Raw genomic sequence first — 18,581 nt, 5'->3', positions numbered from 1 at the left:
CTCCCTAAGGAAGCGAAGCTCCGTTTGTGGCTGGATCATCAGAGGACTCGGATTCATTGGCAGGAGCCTTGTTGTTATCTGTTTCGTCGGTTTTAGCTTCTCCGGCCGAAGCCTCTTGTTCCTTCACTTCAGCTTCTGACGACGGATCAGAAGAGATTGGAGCCTCATCGGCTATACCTGTTACTGCAGCTTTGGCAGTTTGCAAGTTCAACTGCACAGTTCTCTGCTCACCTGCGACCTGCTCGGTTTGCTTCACGACATAACCCTCACCCTTGACTGTAACCCCCACCTTCATGAGAGAAAGTACTTCCAGGGCATCACGGAGAGATTCACCTGTTAGATCGGGAATCTTCATCTTGCTGCTTTCTTCCGTTAGCAGATAGATTCGTTGGCCTGGATTCATAGAAGCGCCAGCAACCGGATACTGCCGAATTACATTATCACCTTGACCAAGAGTCACATAAGCAATACCTGCGCTTAGAAGCTGGCTTCTGGCTTGTTTGGCTGTCTTGCCACTCAAGTCAGGCGCCTTTGCTTGCACGACAGAGACTTCTTTTGACTTTTTGTCAGGAGTTTTGGCTGTATCTTTGGGTATTCCCATGTATTGAAGAGTCTGGCTGACAATCTTTTTGAACACCGGGGCAGCTGCGGTTCCTCCCCCAATGTTGGTTCCATCCGGTTGGTCAATGACAACAAGTATAGCAATCTTCGGATTATTCACGGGCGCGAATCCAATAAACGATACAACGTCTTTTGACTTGCTGTATGCTCCATTAACAACCTTTCTTGCCGTACCTGTCTTACCAGCTACACGGTAACCTTCAATATAGGCGTTACGACCAGTACCAATCGTTTGGTCTGCAACCACTTGTTCCAAATAACCACTCACCAGTTTGGAAGATTCCTTGGAAATCACCTGACGAACAACTTTAGGTTTGATCACTTCCGTTGTCCCATCATTTGGGTTCTTGATCTCCTTCACCAGATGTGGCTCCAGCAATTTGCCGCCGTTGGCAATCGCAGAGATGGCTGCGACCTGTTGAATTGGTGTTACCTGTACAAGACCATGCCCATAGGCTGCCGTGGCAATCTCGGATTTGTATACAAGTGGCTTGATCGGTGACGCTGACTCATTCGGCAGATCAATACCTGTCTTTTTGCCGAAACCAAATTCGTCTATGTAATGACGCAGACGTTCACCACCAAGCATGTTATAACCCAAGTTAACAAAGGCAATGTTACTTGACCGTTTGACACCTTCAAGATAAGATATCCAACCATAGGCATGTCCATTATCACTAATTGGGAAACCACCAATATACATGCGTTTGGATTCAAAACTTGCATTGGGATCAAAGAGTTTTTCTTCTACAGCCCCTGCTAGCGTAACTATTTTGAATGTACTACCTGGCTCATAGATGGATTGCGTAGCATGGTTGATAAAATTCTTTTGATCAGGTGTACTCCCATACGTATTCGGATTAAAAGTTGGCCAGTTGGCCATCCCTAGAATCTCCATGGTGTTTGGGTCCGCAGCAATGACCGTCATGCTCAATGGATTATACTTGGCAACGGCTTCTTTCATTGCATCCTCAATGTAGAACTGGATCGTATCATCTATGGTCAGCGTAAGGTTCTTACCGTTCTGAGGTGGCAGATAGTTATCCTGTGAATCCGGAAGTTTAATGCCTTTGGCATCCTTCTGATAATTCAGATATCCGTCTGTACCTGTCAGTGCTTCATCATATGAGACTTCAAGTCCATTGACAGCTTTCCCATCACGGCTCATATATCCCAAGAGGTGAGAAGCAAGTGTTTCTTCAGGGTAAAAACGCTTCGACTCTTGAGCCATGACAATGGCATTACGAGCCTTGTATTCTTCTTGTAATTCCTCACGCAGTTCGTTGACTTGTGCCGCAAGTTCAGGACTTATCTTATATCCTTCACTGCGCACTTCACGCTGCTCAAAGAATTTTCCATCTTTTTTCTTCGCTGTGACTAGAGCACGCATCTCACTCTCATTTTTCCCAAGAAGGGCCGAGAGCTTCTCCGTAACAACATCCTGAATGCCAAGTTCATTAATTAATAACGGATTAACGGAAACCGTGTATGCAGGCGCGTCCGCAGCCAAAACGTTACCATTGCGGTCCGTAATCGTCCCACGTGCTGCCTTAATCGTCTGTTCCCGCTCTACCAAACCGGCCGCCCGTTCTTGCCATACACCGCCGTTCACAACTTGAATGAAAAAGATTCGGGTTACGAGTACAAGAAAAAAGAGGGTAATACATCCCCCTATTAGCAACGTGCGCATCTTTATTCTTTTTATCATCGGAACACCTCTTTACTTACTGCTTGTTGTATTCGAAGACGATTCAGTACCTGTTGATTTCGTACTTGTTGAGCGTGGTACAAAAATGACATCCTTACCGGAAGCTTCAACGTAACCAAGTTGTTTTGCATTTTCGATAACCTGGTTGTTCAATGTTTCTTTTTCCACCTGCAGGTCTGCGATCGTCTTTTCATACACCTTGATATCCGAAATAGTGGACTGCGCCTGCTTGTTCAGATCGTAGATATGAGCATAACGAGACATCAAGGCTCCTCCAACAAGGATAACTGCAACCAGGGTAATCAGATACAAAATCTTCTCGCGCGCCGGAAGACCCGTACGACGGGTCACCACTTTGGTGGTTTCTTTGTATCGTTGCTGGGTCACACGTTCCTGGGACGCTTTTTCTTTTACAGCGAGATTACCACGTGTATATGCCATACTCCGATTCTCTCCTCCACTCTTGATCTACAATTTCTCGGCTACGCGCAGCTTGGCTGAACGAGCACGTGAATTTTCGGTCAATTCCGTTTCCGTTGGAATCAACGGTTTTCTGTTAACTAATCGCAGGGTCCCCTTGCCGCCGCATACACACAACGGAAAATCGGGTGGACATGTACATTTTTCCAGATAACTGCTGAAAATCTGTTTACATATCCGATCCTCAAGGGAGTGGAAGGTAATAACAGATACACGTCCTCCTGGTGCCAGACAACGAACAGCCTGATGCAAGCCTTCCTCAAACGCACCCAACTCATCGTTGACGGCAATGCGTAGTGCCTGGAAGCTGCGTTTGGCAGGATGTCCACCAGTACGTCGAGCTGCCGCCGGGATGCCTTCCTTGATCAGTTCCACGAGTTCACCTGTTGTCTCAATGGTAGACTGCGCTCGTTTTCCGACGATAACACGGGCAATTCTTCTCGAAAACTTCTCTTCACCATAGCGATACAAAATTCGAGCAATCTCTTCTTCTGGCCACTCATTCACAATCTCTTTGGCCGTCAGCATTGCATCCTGGTCCATTCGCATATCGAGCGGAGCATCGTGATTGTAACTGAATCCACGTTCTCCTTCATCAAATTGCGGAGAGGACACACCCAAGTCGTACAAAATACCGTCGACCTGTGGCACACCATCCATCATTGGTACATCCAGATCCTTGAGTACCTGTTCCAGATCTCGAAAATTGGTTTTCACCAATGTTACACGTTCTCCATAAGCAGCGAGCTTCTCGCGAGCATTATCCAAAGCCCAATCATCCTGATCAAGTGCGATCAGACGTCCCCCTGGACCGAGCTTGGAAGCAATCACGGAGCTATGTCCGCCACCGCCTAAAGTGCAGTCCACGTATATACCGTCCTGCTTGATGTTTAATCCCTCTGTTGCCTCTTCTTTGAGTACGGTTATGTGGTGAAACAACCTGCACCCCTCCTGACTTTATAAATCAAAATTAAAATCGACCAGCTTTTCGGCAATGTCGTTGAATGCTTCTTCGGATTGATTGAAATAACTCTCCCATATGCCTTTGCTCCAAATCTCCACCCGGTTCGACACGCCAAGAACAACACAATCCTTGTCCAGCTTGGCATACTCTCTTAAATTGCCCGGCAGATTTACCCTGCCCTGTTTGTCCAGTTCACATTCGGTTGCACCCGAGAAAAAAAAACGGGTAAACGCACGTGCATCAGATTTCATCAATGGCAGTGCTTTGAGCTTCTGTTCCATGACCCCCCACTCCTCCATGGGGTACACGAAAAGACACTGGTCCAAACCCCGTGTGACAACGAAAGACGGTCCCAGAGATTCGCGGAATTTAGCCGGAATGATAACCCGACCCTTATCATCAATGCTATGTTGGAACTCCCCCATAAACATTGGCCCACTCACTCCTCACCCGTTTCTCCCACTTTGCCCCACTTTCCACCACCTAAGCATAATAGATTCGCACAAAAAAATCAAAACCCTTCTTGCATTACTTGATTTTTTAATTTTTCAGCATAAAAAAACGTCCTTGATCCTGTCACTCAGGATCAAAGACGCTTCCCTTAAACGGGCAATCTTATATCTACCCGCACATGAGCCATATCATCAATATACCATTCTATACCTATTGAATCATTTCATCAGCTTGTAATTATTGGATAGTGCTTAAAATTTCCAGCTATCCAGGTATTTCTCTTGCTCAGCTGACAAGGAGTCGATGCCAATATTCAGGCTTTCAAGTTTATAGCTGGCAACCTGCTGGTCAATATCATAAGGTACATTAACAACGTTTTTACCCAAGTTTTCATAATTCTCACTTACATAACGCAGACCAAGTGCCTGCAGGGCAAACGTCGTATCCATGATTTCGGCAGGGTGACCATCTGCTGCACCCAGGTTTACAAGACGACCTTCTGCAAGAAGATACATTTTACGACCATCTTTGAAACGATACTCCTCAATGTTACGGCGAACTGTGCGAATCGATTCCGAACGTTTGGCCAGTTCAGGTTTATTCACTTCAACATCAAAGTGACCTGCATTACTCAGGATCGCTCCATCCTTCATCACATCGTAATGCTCACCTGTGATAACATCCTTATTGCCTGTAACCGCAATAAAGAAATCGCCCAATTTGGCGGCTTCCACCATCGTCATGACCCGGAACCCGTCCATGTGTGCTTCTACCGCTTTGATTGGATCGATCTCGGTTACAATCACATTCGCTCCAAGACCTTTGGCCCGCATCGCTACACCTTTACCACACCAGCCATAACCTGCTACCACTACGTTTTTACCAGCGATAACCAAGTTGGTTGTACGAATAATTCCGTCGAATGCAGATTGTCCTGTACCGTAGCGATTATCGAACAGATACTTGCAGTATGCGTCATTAACCGCAACCATTGGAAACTTCAATTGGCCTTCTTTCGCCAATGCTTTCAAACGAATAATACCCGTTGTCGTTTCTTCTGCTCCGCCGCGAATTGTTGCTGCGAGGTCAGGGCGCTCGGATGCAATAATGGTAGCAAAGTCTCCGCCATCATCAATAATGAGATCAGGCTTCACCTCTAGCGCACGAAGTTGCAATGATTTGAATTCCGCAGGTTCCGGATTGTATTTCGCATACACTGTAACGCCGTCTTCCACCAATGCTGCGCAGACATCATCTTGTGTAGACAATGGGTTGCTGTGCGTAATCGTTACTTCCGCCCCACCCGCTTGAATCACTTTTGCCAAGTAAGCTGTTTTCGCCTCCAAATGAAGACAAATCGCGACCTTCAAACCTTTGAAAGGCAGATCCTGTTCGAACTGGCGACGAATGCGGTTTAATACCGGCATATGTGCCTCTACCCAGTCAATTTTCAGATGACCCTCTGAAGCGAGTCCCATATCTTTCACAATACTGTTTTGCAACGCAGATGTAGTCATTCCATATCCTCCTTGTTTATGTGTTTCTTCTATTATAAAGGGCTCTATAGTGCAATAACCTTGTGCTCTCCAAGGAATTCGCTTGAGGCCTTAATCAGTTCATCGATCCACTCGGAGCCATAACGATTCAGGTAAAAGAGTGCATTATGTACTCGTTCCTGTGGTTTGCCCGTTGGAAATAAGGAGTTTTGAATGCCGTTCCAGTGCCTTAGACTCACATTATGTTTATCTTCAATGGCTTTGTGAGTCTGCTGTTTCAGATACTGCATTTGCTCGTTGATTTTACTCAAATTGGTATCGCCAATTCGTTCCAGCCCTGGATGAATCTCCACGATCTCATCTAGCAACGGTCCATACAGTTCAAGGAATGCTTCCTGTACCTTGTCAAACTGTTCATCTACCTGGAACGTCTCCTGTTGTGCGAGCCACTGTTCTTTCTTTTCTTCCATGTGATATTGAACATCCTGAAAAGAAAGTCCATATTGTTTCATATGTTTGTGATGAATATCTTCCATAATGGTGAAGGACAACCGCGGCAACAAAATGGGCATTTGCAGTCCGAACTGACGGAATGCTTCCCGAGTCAAACCCCAATATGCAATTTCACCTTGCCCCAAAATAACAGCGGCTACAGGCAGCACGGAATCTTGCATTAATGGTCGTGTCAATACGTTGTTACTGAAGCGCTCCGGATGTTCTCCCAGTTCCTGAAGCAAACGCTCCTCTGTGAAAGAAACCAAACCTTTGCGATCACTATATAAACCGTCCTTCAACAACAAGAGCAAACGCGTACCTTCATGAATGTAGAACAGATTGGATCCATCCTCCGCTACTTCGGCAGGCATAGCATAACCAGCTTGTTGTACCAGCGAAGCACCTTGTGTGTATGCGCTGCGCAGCACTTCATTTTTTCGTATCAACCGCTCAAACACGGGCTGTTCCAATCTGCGTAAATCTGGATCCGATGCATCCATTAGAACAAGTCCACTACTGGCAAACAAGGCAGATATCATGCGGGCAAATGCATCACTCAGATTTGAACTGGATTGATGGATCTCTGTGATGCATTTCATCAGTCCTGGTTTATGTATCGTATCAGGTAAAAGATGTTCCACCTGTTCGAGTACATTCACCCACTGCTGCGAATCCACATGAACATTACTCACAGAATCCCTTCCTGCGAATCGTCCTTGTAACTTGACCTTCTTCATGTCTCCCTGATGATCAGGTAGATATGTGTGGTTAACCTCATCCCAGTCATGGTCTTCACCAGCAATCCAAAATACCGGAACTACAGGGCGTTGAAGTCTTTTTTCCGCTTCACGCGCAGCTGCCACTACGCTGGCGGCTTTGTATATGACGAACAGGGGTCCGGTGAGCAGACCGCTCTGCTGTCCTCCTGTAACCACTAGTGCATCTTGTTCTGCAAGACGTGTGATGGACGCATGAACCTCTCCATGGTCGTTCACCCGCTTATTATATATACGTAAATACTCTGCCAGATCACGACGATCAATACGTGTGTTTTCCGATTGGTCCAGCCACTCGGCACGCGCCTGAAGTCCTGATTCCCAGCGAATGTCATACTCGTAAAGGCCACGCGCAGCATCTCTTGAACAGATATAATCTTCTGCAAGTTTTGATCCGCTGCGGAGTGCCTCGGTAATACCGTTCATGAGGTCTGCCTCCTATTCTGCTTCAAAGAGCCTTTCTTGATTGTACCGAATTCAAGGCCGCTTCGTCAAAAGAAAGTGATTAAAATACGAAAAAAACCGCCGAACGAGTCGGCGGCACTTAATACATCAATAATAGCATATCGCTTTAATATTCCTATTATACGTAAGGTTCTGCAACCCAGTGACCTTTGGAAACCTCAATCAATTGAGCATTTTCCAGGTTGTACGGGTCATTTGCAGGACCACCAGATCCATTCTGAATCGGGCTCATATGCTCTTCCGGCAGCAAGATGCGACGTTTGTTCGCTTCCACTTCCGGATCAGGTACAGGGATTGCTGAAAGCAATGTTTTGGTATAAGGGTGGACAGGGTTCGCATACAGTTCTTCACTTTCTGCGAGCTCAACCACTTTACCCATGTACATTACAGCGACACGGTCACTGATATGTTTAACCATCGACAAGTCATGCGCGATAAACAGGTACGTCAAGCCGAGACGTTGCTGAAGTTCTTCAAGCAATTTAACGACCTGCGCCTGAATGGATACATCCAGTGCAGACAATGGCTCATCACAGATGATGAATTTAGGGTCTACAGCAAGTGCACGCGCAATCCCGATCCGTTGTCTTTGACCACCGGAGAATTCATGTGGATAACGCAGTGCATGACTTGGGTTCAAACCTACCAGATCAAGCAGCTCCTCCACTCGTCTCTTACGCTCTTTAGAGCTGGAAGCCAGACCATGAATATCGAGGGACTCCCCGATAATATCCATTACGTTGAAACGCGGGTTAAGGGATGCATATGGATCTTGGAAGATCATCTGCATATCTTTACGCATTTCTTTCATTTTGCGCGGAGACAACTTGTAGATATCCGTTCCGTTAAAGTTAACATTTCCACCAGTTGGCTCGTAAAGACGCAGAATGGTACGACCTGTTGTGGATTTACCACAACCAGACTCGCCTACAACACCAAGTGTTTCACCTTCAAAGATATCAAAGCTTACGTCATTGACCGCTTTGAGAATGTTACCTTTACCCAAATTAAAGTACTGTTTCAAGTTTTTCACTTGTACCAGAGGCTTATTGCTGCCTTTGATAATACCAGCCGGAGCTGGTTTTTCCTTTTTGGGGCTCGTCCAGACGAGGCAGAGCATTCAGCAATTTAATGGTGTATGGATGTTGAGGGTTACTAAAGATTTCAGCAGTTGTTCCTGTTTCAACAACTTCGCCTTCCTTCATAACAACAACACGGTCACACATACCCGCTACGACACCAAGGTCATGCGTAATCAGCATAATCGATGTTCCCAGCTTTTGCTGCATGTCTTTCATGACATCCAGAATTTGAGCCTGAATTGTAACGTCAAGTGCAGTTGTCGGTTCATCCGCAATTAGAAGAGATGGACGACATGCAAGTGCGATCGCAATCATGGCACGCTGACGCATACCACCAGAGAATTGGTGAGGATAATGATTCATGCGAATAGCCGCATTTTTAATACCTACAAGTTCCAGCATCTCCAAAGCCGCTTTATTCGCCGCTTGTTTGGACATGTTCTGATGCTTGCGCAATACTTCAGTAATTTGTTTACCAATTTTAATGGTAGGATTCAATGAAGTCATTGGATCTTGGAAGATCATACCGATATCTTTACCACGAATCGCTTCCATTTGTTTGTCTGTCTTATTCAGCAGGTCTTGCCCGTGAAAAGTAATTTCTCCGCTTTTGACCTTCGAAGGCGGGGAGGGAATCAATTTCATGATGGTTTGGGCGGTAACACTCTTACCACTACCCGATTCACCTACGATCCCCAGCGTCTCTCCTTTGCCAATTTCAAAACTCACATTTTTAACGGCATCAAATTCACCAGAACGTGTTGAGAACGACACACTCAGGTCTTTGACTGTTAAAATCGGCTCCATAATCCCACCTCCTATTTCTATTTACGTAATTTCGGATCGAGTGCGTCACGCAGACCGTCTCCGAGCAAGTTAAATGCAAGCATTGTAAGAACCATCAGACCTGCTGGGAACCACATCCGCCACGGGAATAGCGTCCAGCCTGTAAGTGCATCATTGATCATAGAACCAAGTGAAGATCTTGGTGCAGATACACCCAATCCAAGGAAGCTCAGGAACGCTTCGGCAAAGATTGCATTTGGAATGGACAATGTCAATGTTACAAGAATCGGTCCTATTGCATTGGGCAGCAAATGACGGAACAATTGACGCCCTGTGCTTGCTCCCATGGACCTTGCAGCAAGAATAAAGTCTCTGTTTTTGAGTTGCATAATCTCACCACGCACAATCCAAGACATGCTGATCCAGCCTGTGATGGTGAGGGCAATGATAATCGTTGTCAGACTTGGTTCCAGTACAACCAGCAACAAAATTACAACAAGCATGTACGGCAAGGAGTAGAGGATTTCGGAAAACTTGTTCATAATTCCATCTACACGTCCACCGTAGAAACCCATGATCGCTCCATAAATAACCCCGATAACAAGGTCAATCAAGGCGGCGGCCAAACCTACAGTTAGGGATACACGTGCTCCTACCCAAGTTCTTACCCACACGTCACGACCAAGCTCGTCCGTACCGAACCAGTGCTCCGCACTCGGCGCTGCATTGGCATTCAACAAATCATTGGAATAATAATTATAACTTGTAAACAAAGAAGTTGGACCAATCAAAGAGAAAATCACGACAAGAACCAATACACCCAGACTTATCATAGCAGCCTTATTGGTTGCAAGTCTGTACATGGCATCTTTAAAAAGGGATACACTTTCTTGCGGTTTAACCGCTGCCTGACTAGTCAGGTTCGTGTTCGCCGTTTCATTCTTTTTATTATTCGTGCCAGACAACGTTATGCCCCCTTCCGGCTTTCCAGCTTAATTCTAGGATCAATCAGCACGTAAGCGATATCCGTAAAGAAACGAGCCAACATCAGGAGGATACCATAGAAAATTGTAATCCCCATGATCATAGTGTAATCACGGTTTGTGATACTCTCTACGAATACTTTACCAATTCCCCCGATGTTAAAGATCTGTTCAATTACAACGGAACCTGTGATGATATTCGCTGTCATTGGACCAACATAAGTTACTACCGGTAGAATACCGTTTCTTACAACGTGTTTAAACATAATTGCAGGCCATTTCAGACCTTTGGCTTTAGCTGTTTTGATATAATCTGCATGTAAGACTTCAAGCATGCTCGAACGCGTCAAACGAGCGATAAAAGCAATCGGAGATGCAGATAGCGCTGCAACCGGAAGAACGTAATCCAATGGACCATCAAAGCCCATAACGTTAAACCAGCCTAATTTAGTAGCAAAGAGATACTGCAATAGTGAAGCAAGCAAGAAGCTCGGAACAGCTATACCTATGACAGCGAGGATCATCGTGATATCATCAATGAGTTTACGATGGTAAACTGCCGCAATAAGGCCCAGCAAAACACCCACGATAATGGAGATAACAATTGCAAACACTCCAAGCTTCAGCGAAGCGGTGAATGTTTCGCCGATCATTCCGGCTACATCTCGATTGAGATATTTCATTGAGACTCCGAAATCTCCCTTAAGGATTCCACCCATATACTTCAGGTATTGTTCATACATCGGTTTGTCCAATCCATACTTCTGTTCCAGCAAGACCCGAATTTCAGGCGATACTTTTTTCTCGGATGTAAAAGGGTCACCCGGAATAGCCTTCATCAGGAAGAAGGTTGCAGATGCGAGTATGAAAAGCGATAGCAGCATAAATAATAGTTTTTTCAACACATACTTAACCAACCCTTGCACACCTCCACAAACAATATTTTGTATACAAATCGATTGTAGAATTAGACAGAAATAAAGTCCAATCCATTTATCGGAAATTTCAAGAATTATAAGGAAAATCGGTGCACATACAAAAAATCGGGATATATATGGAATTCCACATATATATCCCGAAGTATTCATATTAGACTTCAGAACAACTTATTTCTCTTCCAGATATGCACGCGTGAAGTCAATAGCTCCACTGAAATCAAGTTGTACGCCTTTCAGGTAAGGCTTGGTCAAAGATACGTTAGTGTAGTAATAGATTGGCATAACGCCCATTTCATCTTGAATCAGGATTTTCTCAGCGTCAGCAAATGCAGCCATACGTGTAGCTGGATCAGCAGATTTTACAGTTTCTTTAACATCTTTGTCATACTGTTCGTTGCTGAATTTGGAATCATTGTTTGTGTTTCCAGTAGTCCACATTTCCAAGAAGTTGTATGGATCGTTGTAGTCAGCAGACCAACCTGCACGAGCTACTTGGAAGTTTTGGTTCTGACGGTTCTCAAGGAATACGCCCCACTCTTGGTTTTCTGTTTTCACATCAACACCAAGATTTTGTTTCCACATGTCAGCAACCGCCAAAGCGATTTTCGCGTGACCATCACTAGTGTTGTAGATCAACGTAACAGCTGGCAATGTTGTGTAACCTTCTTCTTTCATACCTTCAGCAAGCAACGCTTTAGCTTCTTCCACATTTTCTGTGAAGTAATCGTCTTTGTGCTCATCACGGAATTCGCCGTTTTCACCACGGATACCTGGAGGTACAAAGCCGAATGCTGGAATTTGTCCACCTTGTGTAACTTTGTCAACAATCAGCTGACGCTGAATTGCCATTGCAAATGCTTTACGGATTTTAACGTTGTTAAATGGTGCTTCGTTTACGTTGAACTGATAGTAGTACGTACTTGCAATACCAGTAGCTTTGAACTCGTCCGGCAATTCCGCTTTTACAGAAGGAATTTGGTCGGATGGAATTTCACCGTTAGGTGCACCAGTGTAGTCCAATTGTCCTGATTTGTAAGCTTGCAGTTCGGAAGCACTGCTGTTCGTCAGAGACATATCGATTTGAGCCAATTTAATATCGGCAGCCGCATGGTAACCATCGTTTTTCTTCACAACAATTTTTTGACCTTTAGAATATTGATCCATTACAAATGGTCCGTTAACGATCATGTTTTTGTAGTCTGTGAAGAATTTGTCATTTGTGTCAGCAGATGCATGTACTGGGTAGTACGTGTAGAATGCTGTCAGACCCAAGAAGTAAGGTGTTGGGTTTTCCAACGTTACTTCCAATGTGTGCTCATCAGTAGCTTTAACGCCTACTTGTGAGAAATCTGTGACTTTAGTACCTTTGTATGTTTCATCTTTGCTGAGGTTGTAACCTTCAGCGCCTTTGATGTAGTACAATTGGTAAGCATATGGAGAAGCTGTTTCCGGTTTCAAAGCACGTTCCCAAGAACGAACAAAGTCTTCGGCAGTGATTGCATCACCGTTGCTCCATTTAGCTTCCGGGTTCAGGTTGAAAACATATTTCAAACCATCTTCGGAGATTGTCCAGTCTTTAGCTACGCCTGCTTGTTCTTTACCATCAGCATCGATGCGTACAAGACCTTCGTACAAGAATTTCAAAACTGTGTTGGTTTGGCTGTCTTTTGCTTGAGCCGGGTCCAACGTAGGAGGTTCAGCTGACAGGTTGATTTTCAGAATTTGATCTTTAGCAAGACCATTTCCTTCGTTTGCAGAACCAGTATCGGTGTTACCTGTGCCTTCGTTTTTCGATCCGCACGCTGCAAGTACGGTACCGAACGCCAAAATCAGCGTCAAAAGGACTAATAGACTTTTCCTTTTCATCTAACACGTTCCCCCTAAATTGATATGGTTTATATGTTTATAGATTATACAACCACCGGTCAAAAAAATCTACATTACTTTTTCAGAAAGTAATGTTTTTTTCAGTTTTCGACAAAATCGACACATTTTTTGCCTCTTTTGCGTTATGTAACCTCACATCTGTTTCATGAAGTATCTAAATAATCCAAATAAAGTAAACAAAACATACCCGAAACTCATAATGATGAAGGCCATGCGCCATACGGCCCGGAACATTCTACCCCCATCGACCTTCCCCTTTAGTCGATTTTGCGCACCTCCGATAAATCCAAGTGCTAGTAGTATGAGTAATAGTGTCAGATAAAAACCAAAATTCGAATCAAATGTTAAGTTGAATAACGCCGATACTGAAAAAACAAGAAAAAAAGTGGTTACATCCATTGCCATCCGCATGGCGTTCCGTTTGTCTTTTTTCCATACGTACATTCCCCAATAAACAAGAAAGAACGGAAAAAAGGGCAATATGCTCAACACAATAAAAAGTCCCATTAATTCACTCCTTCCGGTTGCATTCCTTCAATCAGATGAAGCAGTATTTCATGTGTAGGTGCAACAAGGTCCAACTCCTGTGCCATTCTTACAATATGACCGTTAATTGACCTCACTTCTGTACCACGTCCAGCGAGAACATCTGCAAGCATGGAGGAAGTATTCGTGGCAGTAGAACGACAAACCGATATTAGTTGATCCCACATATCCTGATCCAAACATATTCCACTTGCAGAGTAGATCAACAATACCTCATCATATAACTGGCGCATTAGCCTCTTTCGTTCTTCCTTGATGATCAATTCTCCATTAGGGACTCGCCATAATGCTGTAAGCGGGTTAATGACTGCATTAATCAATAGTTTCCTGTATATCAGCTTATCGATTTCATTCGACACTGTACAGTCAAATCCTGCCTGCTGCAACGATCCCGACAGAGTAAATGTTCTCTTCTCCTCTATAGAGGTAGAGGCTACTATATGTATGTTATACCTTCCCAGCCTGGTTTCACCTGTACCTGCACGAGTCACCTGACTCTGTGTACGCTTCGCACCTTCTGTTGTAACCGCACTACACAGAAGCGACTTTGGCAAAGCTGCTTGAAGTTTGGCCAGATGGCCCATCCCATTCTGAAAACAAGCGATATTCAGCACATGATCTTGTAATGGACTAATCTCATGAATGAAATCATCAATGCTTGTCTGCTTAACCATGAGCAGTAACCATTCTCCTGGTGTGTTCTTCCATGTGTCAGTCAGCTCACTTATTGGTTTCGCCTGTATTTGATCCGGTAGAACATGTATCTCCTCGTCTTGTTCCACAATGGTTACTCCATCACGGCTGAGGAGGTTTGCCTGAGCAATTGTTCTGGTCCAAAATCTGACCTGGTTACCTGACGCCAGCAGTTTCCCGCCATATAAAAGACCCAGTGCCCCCGCTCCTACGATGTCAATGATCATATGATGCACTCCTCTCCGCTTCAGTAGTTGCTCTTCTATTATCTATAATAGAACAAAAACACCAAACTAAAAACCCGTCATACCTACCGTTGTGTAACGGAGGTGTGGCGGGTTCATACCTGACTTTCAAAAATCAAACGTCTGAACTTGTTATTCAATTCGTTCCAGATTCCCGTTGGCATCCATCTTGAAACGTGTCTTAAGTTCCTCTTCTTCTTCGGACAAAAATGCGAGTCTGCGAGCCCGATCCATAATCTGAATCAAAGCTTTGTAGTCGTCATTCACCACACGGTAATCCGTCTGCACTTCATTCACTTCCTTGGAAAGACGGTCATTCTCAAGACGTAGTTCAAGCAATTCATCTTCTTTCTCGCGAAGCTCCTTCTCCAGCATCTTGAGTTGACGATTGCTCTCCTGCACTGTTCCCTTCCATTGTCGCAGGAAGCGGATTACTGCATCCATCGATAATGAATCGTCTGAGATCCCATCTGATTTGTACAGATGTTCTTCAGTGTCCAGTGTAGACAGTGCTGCAACCTGCGGTCCGAGCATAGCTGGTTGCTTTCTGAGATAACTTCGTTTTTGTCGTTGTGCCTTGGCGTTACTGATGGCAGAATCATACTTTTTTCGTACACAACTGTTCCAGCGAAAACCGCATGCGGCAGATGTTCTGCCTATTTTTTCGCCCACCTCTTCAAAAGCGGCCAATTGTGTACTGCCTTCCCGAATATGACGCAAAGTAACCTCAGCCAATATCAAATCGTCCTCTGTACTCCAAGCATCCTGTCTCACTGCAGTCATGCTATAATACCCTCCTAACAACATCCTAAAATAACCGTCCGCATTACCGGAAGCCCGGTATGTGAATTAGGTATAAAAGCTGCTTCATTCATTCTTATGCCTCTCATAGAGTTCATAGAATTGATTTCATACTAAAATGTATTTCCACATTCAGGCTTGCTCATACGTGACATACGTAAAACATATCCCTCTATACTTACTTTGAGCAAAAAAAGAATTCGCTTTCATATCCAAATTTGTTTACACGTTTTTCCTTTCCCGGTATAATGTTGTGTAGACAATCTATGAACGTACTTAGGAGAGGAGGATTTACCGTGGCACGCATGTTTCGGGTACTCGGGTTCTTCACGCTTGCAATTGGCCTGATGGCTTTTGCGGGAGATCTGGTCGAAATGGCTTTGCTTTTTTTCCTGCAGACTGCGTTTTTTGTCATTTTGGGATACTTGAAATTTACCGAGCGAACGTACATATTGCTCTTCTGGGGTTATATGATCGTAACATTCACGGGGTTCAGCTACTGGACCGTATTCGAAATGGGGTTGCCGCTCTAATCCACCTGCAGCATCAAAGTGATCCGATATCTGTCGGGTTGCTTTTTTGTTGTGTTCAGATTAAATGAATGTTCATGGTGTTATTTAACCACTAAGGATATTTCACGTATTTGTTTCATATATTGTCTGGAGCACAACAAGCCTGTACGATTGTCATTTAAGAAGTGGAAAGGAGAATGGATCGGTGAAACGTCAATACGGCATTTCAGCCTTTATATTATGCATCATTTTATTACTCCAGCTACCTTTAGCCCATGCCTATGGAGAGTCTTCACCTGAGGATACACGTGAGATATTGCAAAAAAGCCTATCCATCGTTGAAATCGATCACGAAATCGAACGCATCGCCGAAAGGCAGAAACAGCTGGCTCAACAATACGAGACATTATCCGTCCAGCTTCAGGAACAGGAAGAGCAGATACATATTCAGCAAGATCGGGCCGGAGCAGTAGTGAGGTCCTACTACACAGGAGAACGCGACAGCCTCCTCATGACGGTCCTGGGAGCCAGGTCATTCAAAGACCTGTTTGTACTGTATGATTATTACCAGATTATTATCGGACGGGATCAGGCTGTGCTGGACAAGTATCAGGACCGTTATCGCAACCTGCAACAGACTTCCACTCAGATTCGTCAGACTACAACAGAATTAACCGAAATGAAGACTAATCTTCAAAACCAGCGGGAACGTGTAGTCACCCTGCAAAAAGAAATGGATGCCCAAATAGCCACCAGCGGAGATGCGGCAGCGATTCAGAAACTGATGGATGAACTAACCCTTTATTGGGAGAATATCGGCATCTATGAGGTGAAACGATATTTCAAAGCATTGGCATCTGCCATGCAGAACCTGCCTGACTTTATCCAAAAACAAAACGGAGGCATATCCACGACTGGAACAACGTATACGATTCGAATTGAGCAGGATGAGCTTAATGCATTTCTGCGTTCCCAAAATCCAATCTTTGAAGACTTTGCCTTTCAGTTTAACCAGGATAAGATTATAGCTTCCGGTCAGCGGGATCAGTTGCAATTAAGCATTGAAGGACATTATACGGTAGAAAATGAACCTCAAAACTCCATTCGTTTTCATGTGGACAAACTTGTATTCAACCAGCTTGAACTACCAGATACGACTCGCCGAATGCTGGAAAGAGAATTTGACCTTGGGTTCTATCCACAGAAAATCCTGTCGTTTGTTAAAGCAACCGATGTTTCAACAAGTGAAGGCATACTTGAAGTAAAACTAGCTATATCATTTTGAACACGAACTTAAAGTTAATTCGTCGTTCCAATACTATCTACGTATTGATTCGCTGTAATTTCTCCTTTTAAGAATTGTTGTACTTTTTTATGAAAACGAGTTATTAGAGCATGATTTTTGGTCGTTGCAGCGGGGACATCTTGGGTGGTTGAGAACCAGGATTGTCCCTTTGTCATGTCATAAGGTCCAACGAGTTTCTCAGACTCCAAATCTAGCTCCTGTTGCTTTGCGGGCAACCGGTTAACCTGTTGGTACCATTTCAGCTGTGTCGTAGCGGACGTCATTCCTTCAATCCATCTACTCGCCTCCTCAGCCTCAACCGAACCCGCAGTAATGACAAGACTTCTGGAGTTTACAGTTTCCAAGGTTTCGAAAGAAATTCGCTTAAAAGAATCTTTATCAACTGTACTCGCTTGATCCGCATTCAATAATTGAGATAATAATGATACAACCATTGGTGTGTCGTTTTGGTCAGCAGTTGGAGAGAACCCTGGATTGGTAGACTCAAGCCTAATAAGGGGCTGAATCTGATTCATCAACTGAATCCCCTGCTGAAGATCCCCCGTTTGCGAATCTATTTGTGTTCGTTTAACTTGATCTGGTGCCATTCTCGGTTCCAAATGATTCAGCCACGCATTTGTCCCGTACATATCATTGATGTTTATTGTAATTAAAGGGATGCCTTCCGCAATGGCTTGTTGAGTAAGTTTGACCCACTGATCTTTATTTCGAGGTAATGACTCCAGACCAGCTCTCTTCAGAAATGAAGATTGTGCAGCCAGAATGTACGGATCAAAATCAAAAGGCATTCCCCACTGATAACCATTCCACTCTGTCATTCCCCGTAACCCAACTACCGTATCTCCTAGTGACTTCGATAATGTTGTTCCGTTTAAGGGATACAGGTACCCTTTTTGGGCATAGTATTGCACTTCCTCACTATCAAGCAGAACAACATCACCGTTCTCCCCTAGTGAAAATTCAAGATCCAAAACATGCTTATATGTATCCGGCTTCTCATTCCGAAGATTAATTTCTACCAGCTGGGAAGCAGCAACTTCTTTGGCTATCTTTTGAAAGACTTGAAACTCTTCATCCGACATCGCCACTACAATCTCCAGCGGAGCTTGAGCATCTTCATTACGGGACGAAGACCCAGGAAAAGCATCCTTCTCCTGATCGCGTTCCTGATTGAGCTGCGAACCTCTAAAGTCAAAACTCGGTGACAAGATCGTTAACGAAAGCAGTAATACCGCGAACAAAACAACCTGATGTCTACGCTTCATTAACTTCCCTCCCTGTTCACCTAGTTTTTTCCTGCAGCAATTATTGTAACAAATAAGTAGTACTCTTGTCCTACCCTGC

Annotated in this window: 17 protein-coding genes; 2 read left to right on the top strand and 15 right to left on the bottom strand. The window is 44.4% G+C overall.

Translation table 11 applies throughout. The annotated features are described in order from the left end of the window. Positions 1 to 4: 4 nt before the first annotated feature. The 14 genes from QF049_RS01380 to QF049_RS01315 all read right to left on the bottom strand — a co-directional run bounded on the left by QF049_RS01380 (position 5) and on the right by QF049_RS01315 (position 15,401). Positions 5 to 2,329, bottom strand: coding sequence for a penicillin-binding transpeptidase domain-containing protein (locus tag QF049_RS01380; RefSeq protein WP_307534312.1), 2,325 nt, complete (start codon positions 2,327 to 2,329; stop codon positions 5 to 7). A 12-nt stretch (positions 2,330 to 2,341) separates the two neighbouring features. Continuing rightward, positions 2,342 to 2,770, bottom strand: coding sequence for a hypothetical protein (locus QF049_RS01375; RefSeq protein WP_307534310.1), 429 nt, complete (start codon positions 2,768 to 2,770; stop codon positions 2,342 to 2,344). Between the two features lie 27 nt (positions 2,771 to 2,797). Beyond that, positions 2,798 to 3,748, bottom strand: coding sequence for a 16S rRNA (cytosine(1402)-N(4))-methyltransferase RsmH (gene rsmH / locus QF049_RS01370; RefSeq protein WP_091014057.1), 951 nt, complete (start codon positions 3,746 to 3,748; stop codon positions 2,798 to 2,800). Between the two features lie 18 nt (positions 3,749 to 3,766). Then, positions 3,767 to 4,204, bottom strand: coding sequence for a division/cell wall cluster transcriptional repressor MraZ (gene mraZ / locus QF049_RS01365; protein WP_017687291.1), 438 nt, complete (start codon positions 4,202 to 4,204; stop codon positions 3,767 to 3,769). Between the two features lie 273 nt (positions 4,205 to 4,477). Further along, positions 4,478 to 5,743, bottom strand: a complete 1,266-nt coding sequence (locus tag QF049_RS01360; protein WP_124116015.1) for an adenosylhomocysteinase — start codon at positions 5,741 to 5,743, stop codon at positions 4,478 to 4,480. A 44-nt stretch (positions 5,744 to 5,787) separates the two neighbouring features. Beyond that, complete coding sequence (gene bshC / locus QF049_RS01355; RefSeq protein ID WP_307534305.1) at positions 5,788 to 7,419, bottom strand: bacillithiol biosynthesis cysteine-adding enzyme BshC; 1,632 nt, start codon at positions 7,417 to 7,419, stop codon at positions 5,788 to 5,790. Positions 7,420 to 7,576: 157 nt separating this feature from the next. Next, positions 7,577 to 8,482 (bottom strand): ABC transporter ATP-binding protein, encoded by a 906-nt coding sequence (locus QF049_RS01350; protein WP_373428193.1) that lies wholly within the window; start codon positions 8,480 to 8,482, stop codon positions 7,577 to 7,579. Between the two features lie 22 nt (positions 8,483 to 8,504). Beyond that, a complete protein-coding gene (locus QF049_RS01345; RefSeq protein ID WP_307534303.1) occupies positions 8,505 to 9,347 on the bottom strand; it encodes an ABC transporter ATP-binding protein in 843 nt (280 codons plus the stop codon). Between the two features lie 17 nt (positions 9,348 to 9,364). Beyond that, the gene (locus QF049_RS01340) at positions 9,365 to 10,246 is read right to left on the bottom strand and encodes an ABC transporter permease (RefSeq protein ID WP_371129057.1); all 882 of its coding nucleotides are present in this window, start codon (positions 10,244 to 10,246) and stop codon (positions 9,365 to 9,367) included. Positions 10,247 to 10,293: 47 nt separating this feature from the next. Further along, a complete protein-coding gene (locus QF049_RS01335; protein WP_076211567.1) occupies positions 10,294 to 11,226 on the bottom strand; it encodes an ABC transporter permease in 933 nt (310 codons plus the stop codon). A gap of 189 nt (positions 11,227 to 11,415) precedes the next feature. Beyond that, complete coding sequence (locus QF049_RS01330) at positions 11,416 to 13,113, bottom strand: peptide ABC transporter substrate-binding protein (protein WP_307534300.1); 1,698 nt, start codon at positions 13,111 to 13,113, stop codon at positions 11,416 to 11,418. Positions 13,114 to 13,266: 153 nt separating this feature from the next. After that, a complete protein-coding gene (locus QF049_RS01325) occupies positions 13,267 to 13,641 on the bottom strand; it encodes a DUF3397 domain-containing protein (RefSeq protein ID WP_047843759.1) in 375 nt (124 codons plus the stop codon). Next, positions 13,641 to 14,600, bottom strand: coding sequence for a ketopantoate reductase family protein (locus QF049_RS01320; protein ID WP_307534297.1), 960 nt, complete (start codon positions 14,598 to 14,600; stop codon positions 13,641 to 13,643). Before QF049_RS01320 ends, QF049_RS01325 begins: the two co-directional genes overlap by 1 nt. Positions 14,601 to 14,750: 150 nt before the next feature. Next, positions 14,751 to 15,401, bottom strand: coding sequence for an RsfA family transcriptional regulator (locus QF049_RS01315; protein ID WP_076211575.1), 651 nt, complete (start codon positions 15,399 to 15,401; stop codon positions 14,751 to 14,753). Between the two features lie 314 nt (positions 15,402 to 15,715). Here QF049_RS01315 and QF049_RS01310 point away from each other — a divergent pair, with 314 nt between their 5' ends. After that, positions 15,716 to 15,952: a DUF2626 domain-containing protein gene (locus QF049_RS01310; protein WP_017687281.1), complete on the top strand. Its 237-nt coding sequence runs from the start codon at positions 15,716 to 15,718 to the stop codon at positions 15,950 to 15,952. A 184-nt stretch (positions 15,953 to 16,136) separates the two neighbouring features. Beyond that, positions 16,137 to 17,216: a coiled-coil domain-containing protein gene (locus QF049_RS01305; protein WP_307534295.1), complete on the top strand. Its 1,080-nt coding sequence runs from the start codon at positions 16,137 to 16,139 to the stop codon at positions 17,214 to 17,216. Positions 17,217 to 17,230: 14 nt separating this feature from the next. Here the strand turns inward: QF049_RS01305 and QF049_RS01300 are convergent, their stop codons facing one another. After that, a complete protein-coding gene (locus QF049_RS01300) occupies positions 17,231 to 18,502 on the bottom strand; it encodes an ABC transporter substrate-binding protein (RefSeq protein WP_307534293.1) in 1,272 nt (423 codons plus the stop codon). Between the last annotated feature and the right edge of the window lie 79 nt (positions 18,503 to 18,581).

The organism is Paenibacillus sp. W4I10 (assembly GCF_030816325.1).
GTDB lineage: Bacteria > Bacillota > Bacilli > Paenibacillales > Paenibacillaceae > Paenibacillus > Paenibacillus amylolyticus_B.
The sequence above is the reverse complement of the archived record's forward strand: the minus strand, read 5'-3'. Positions and strand labels throughout refer to the sequence as shown.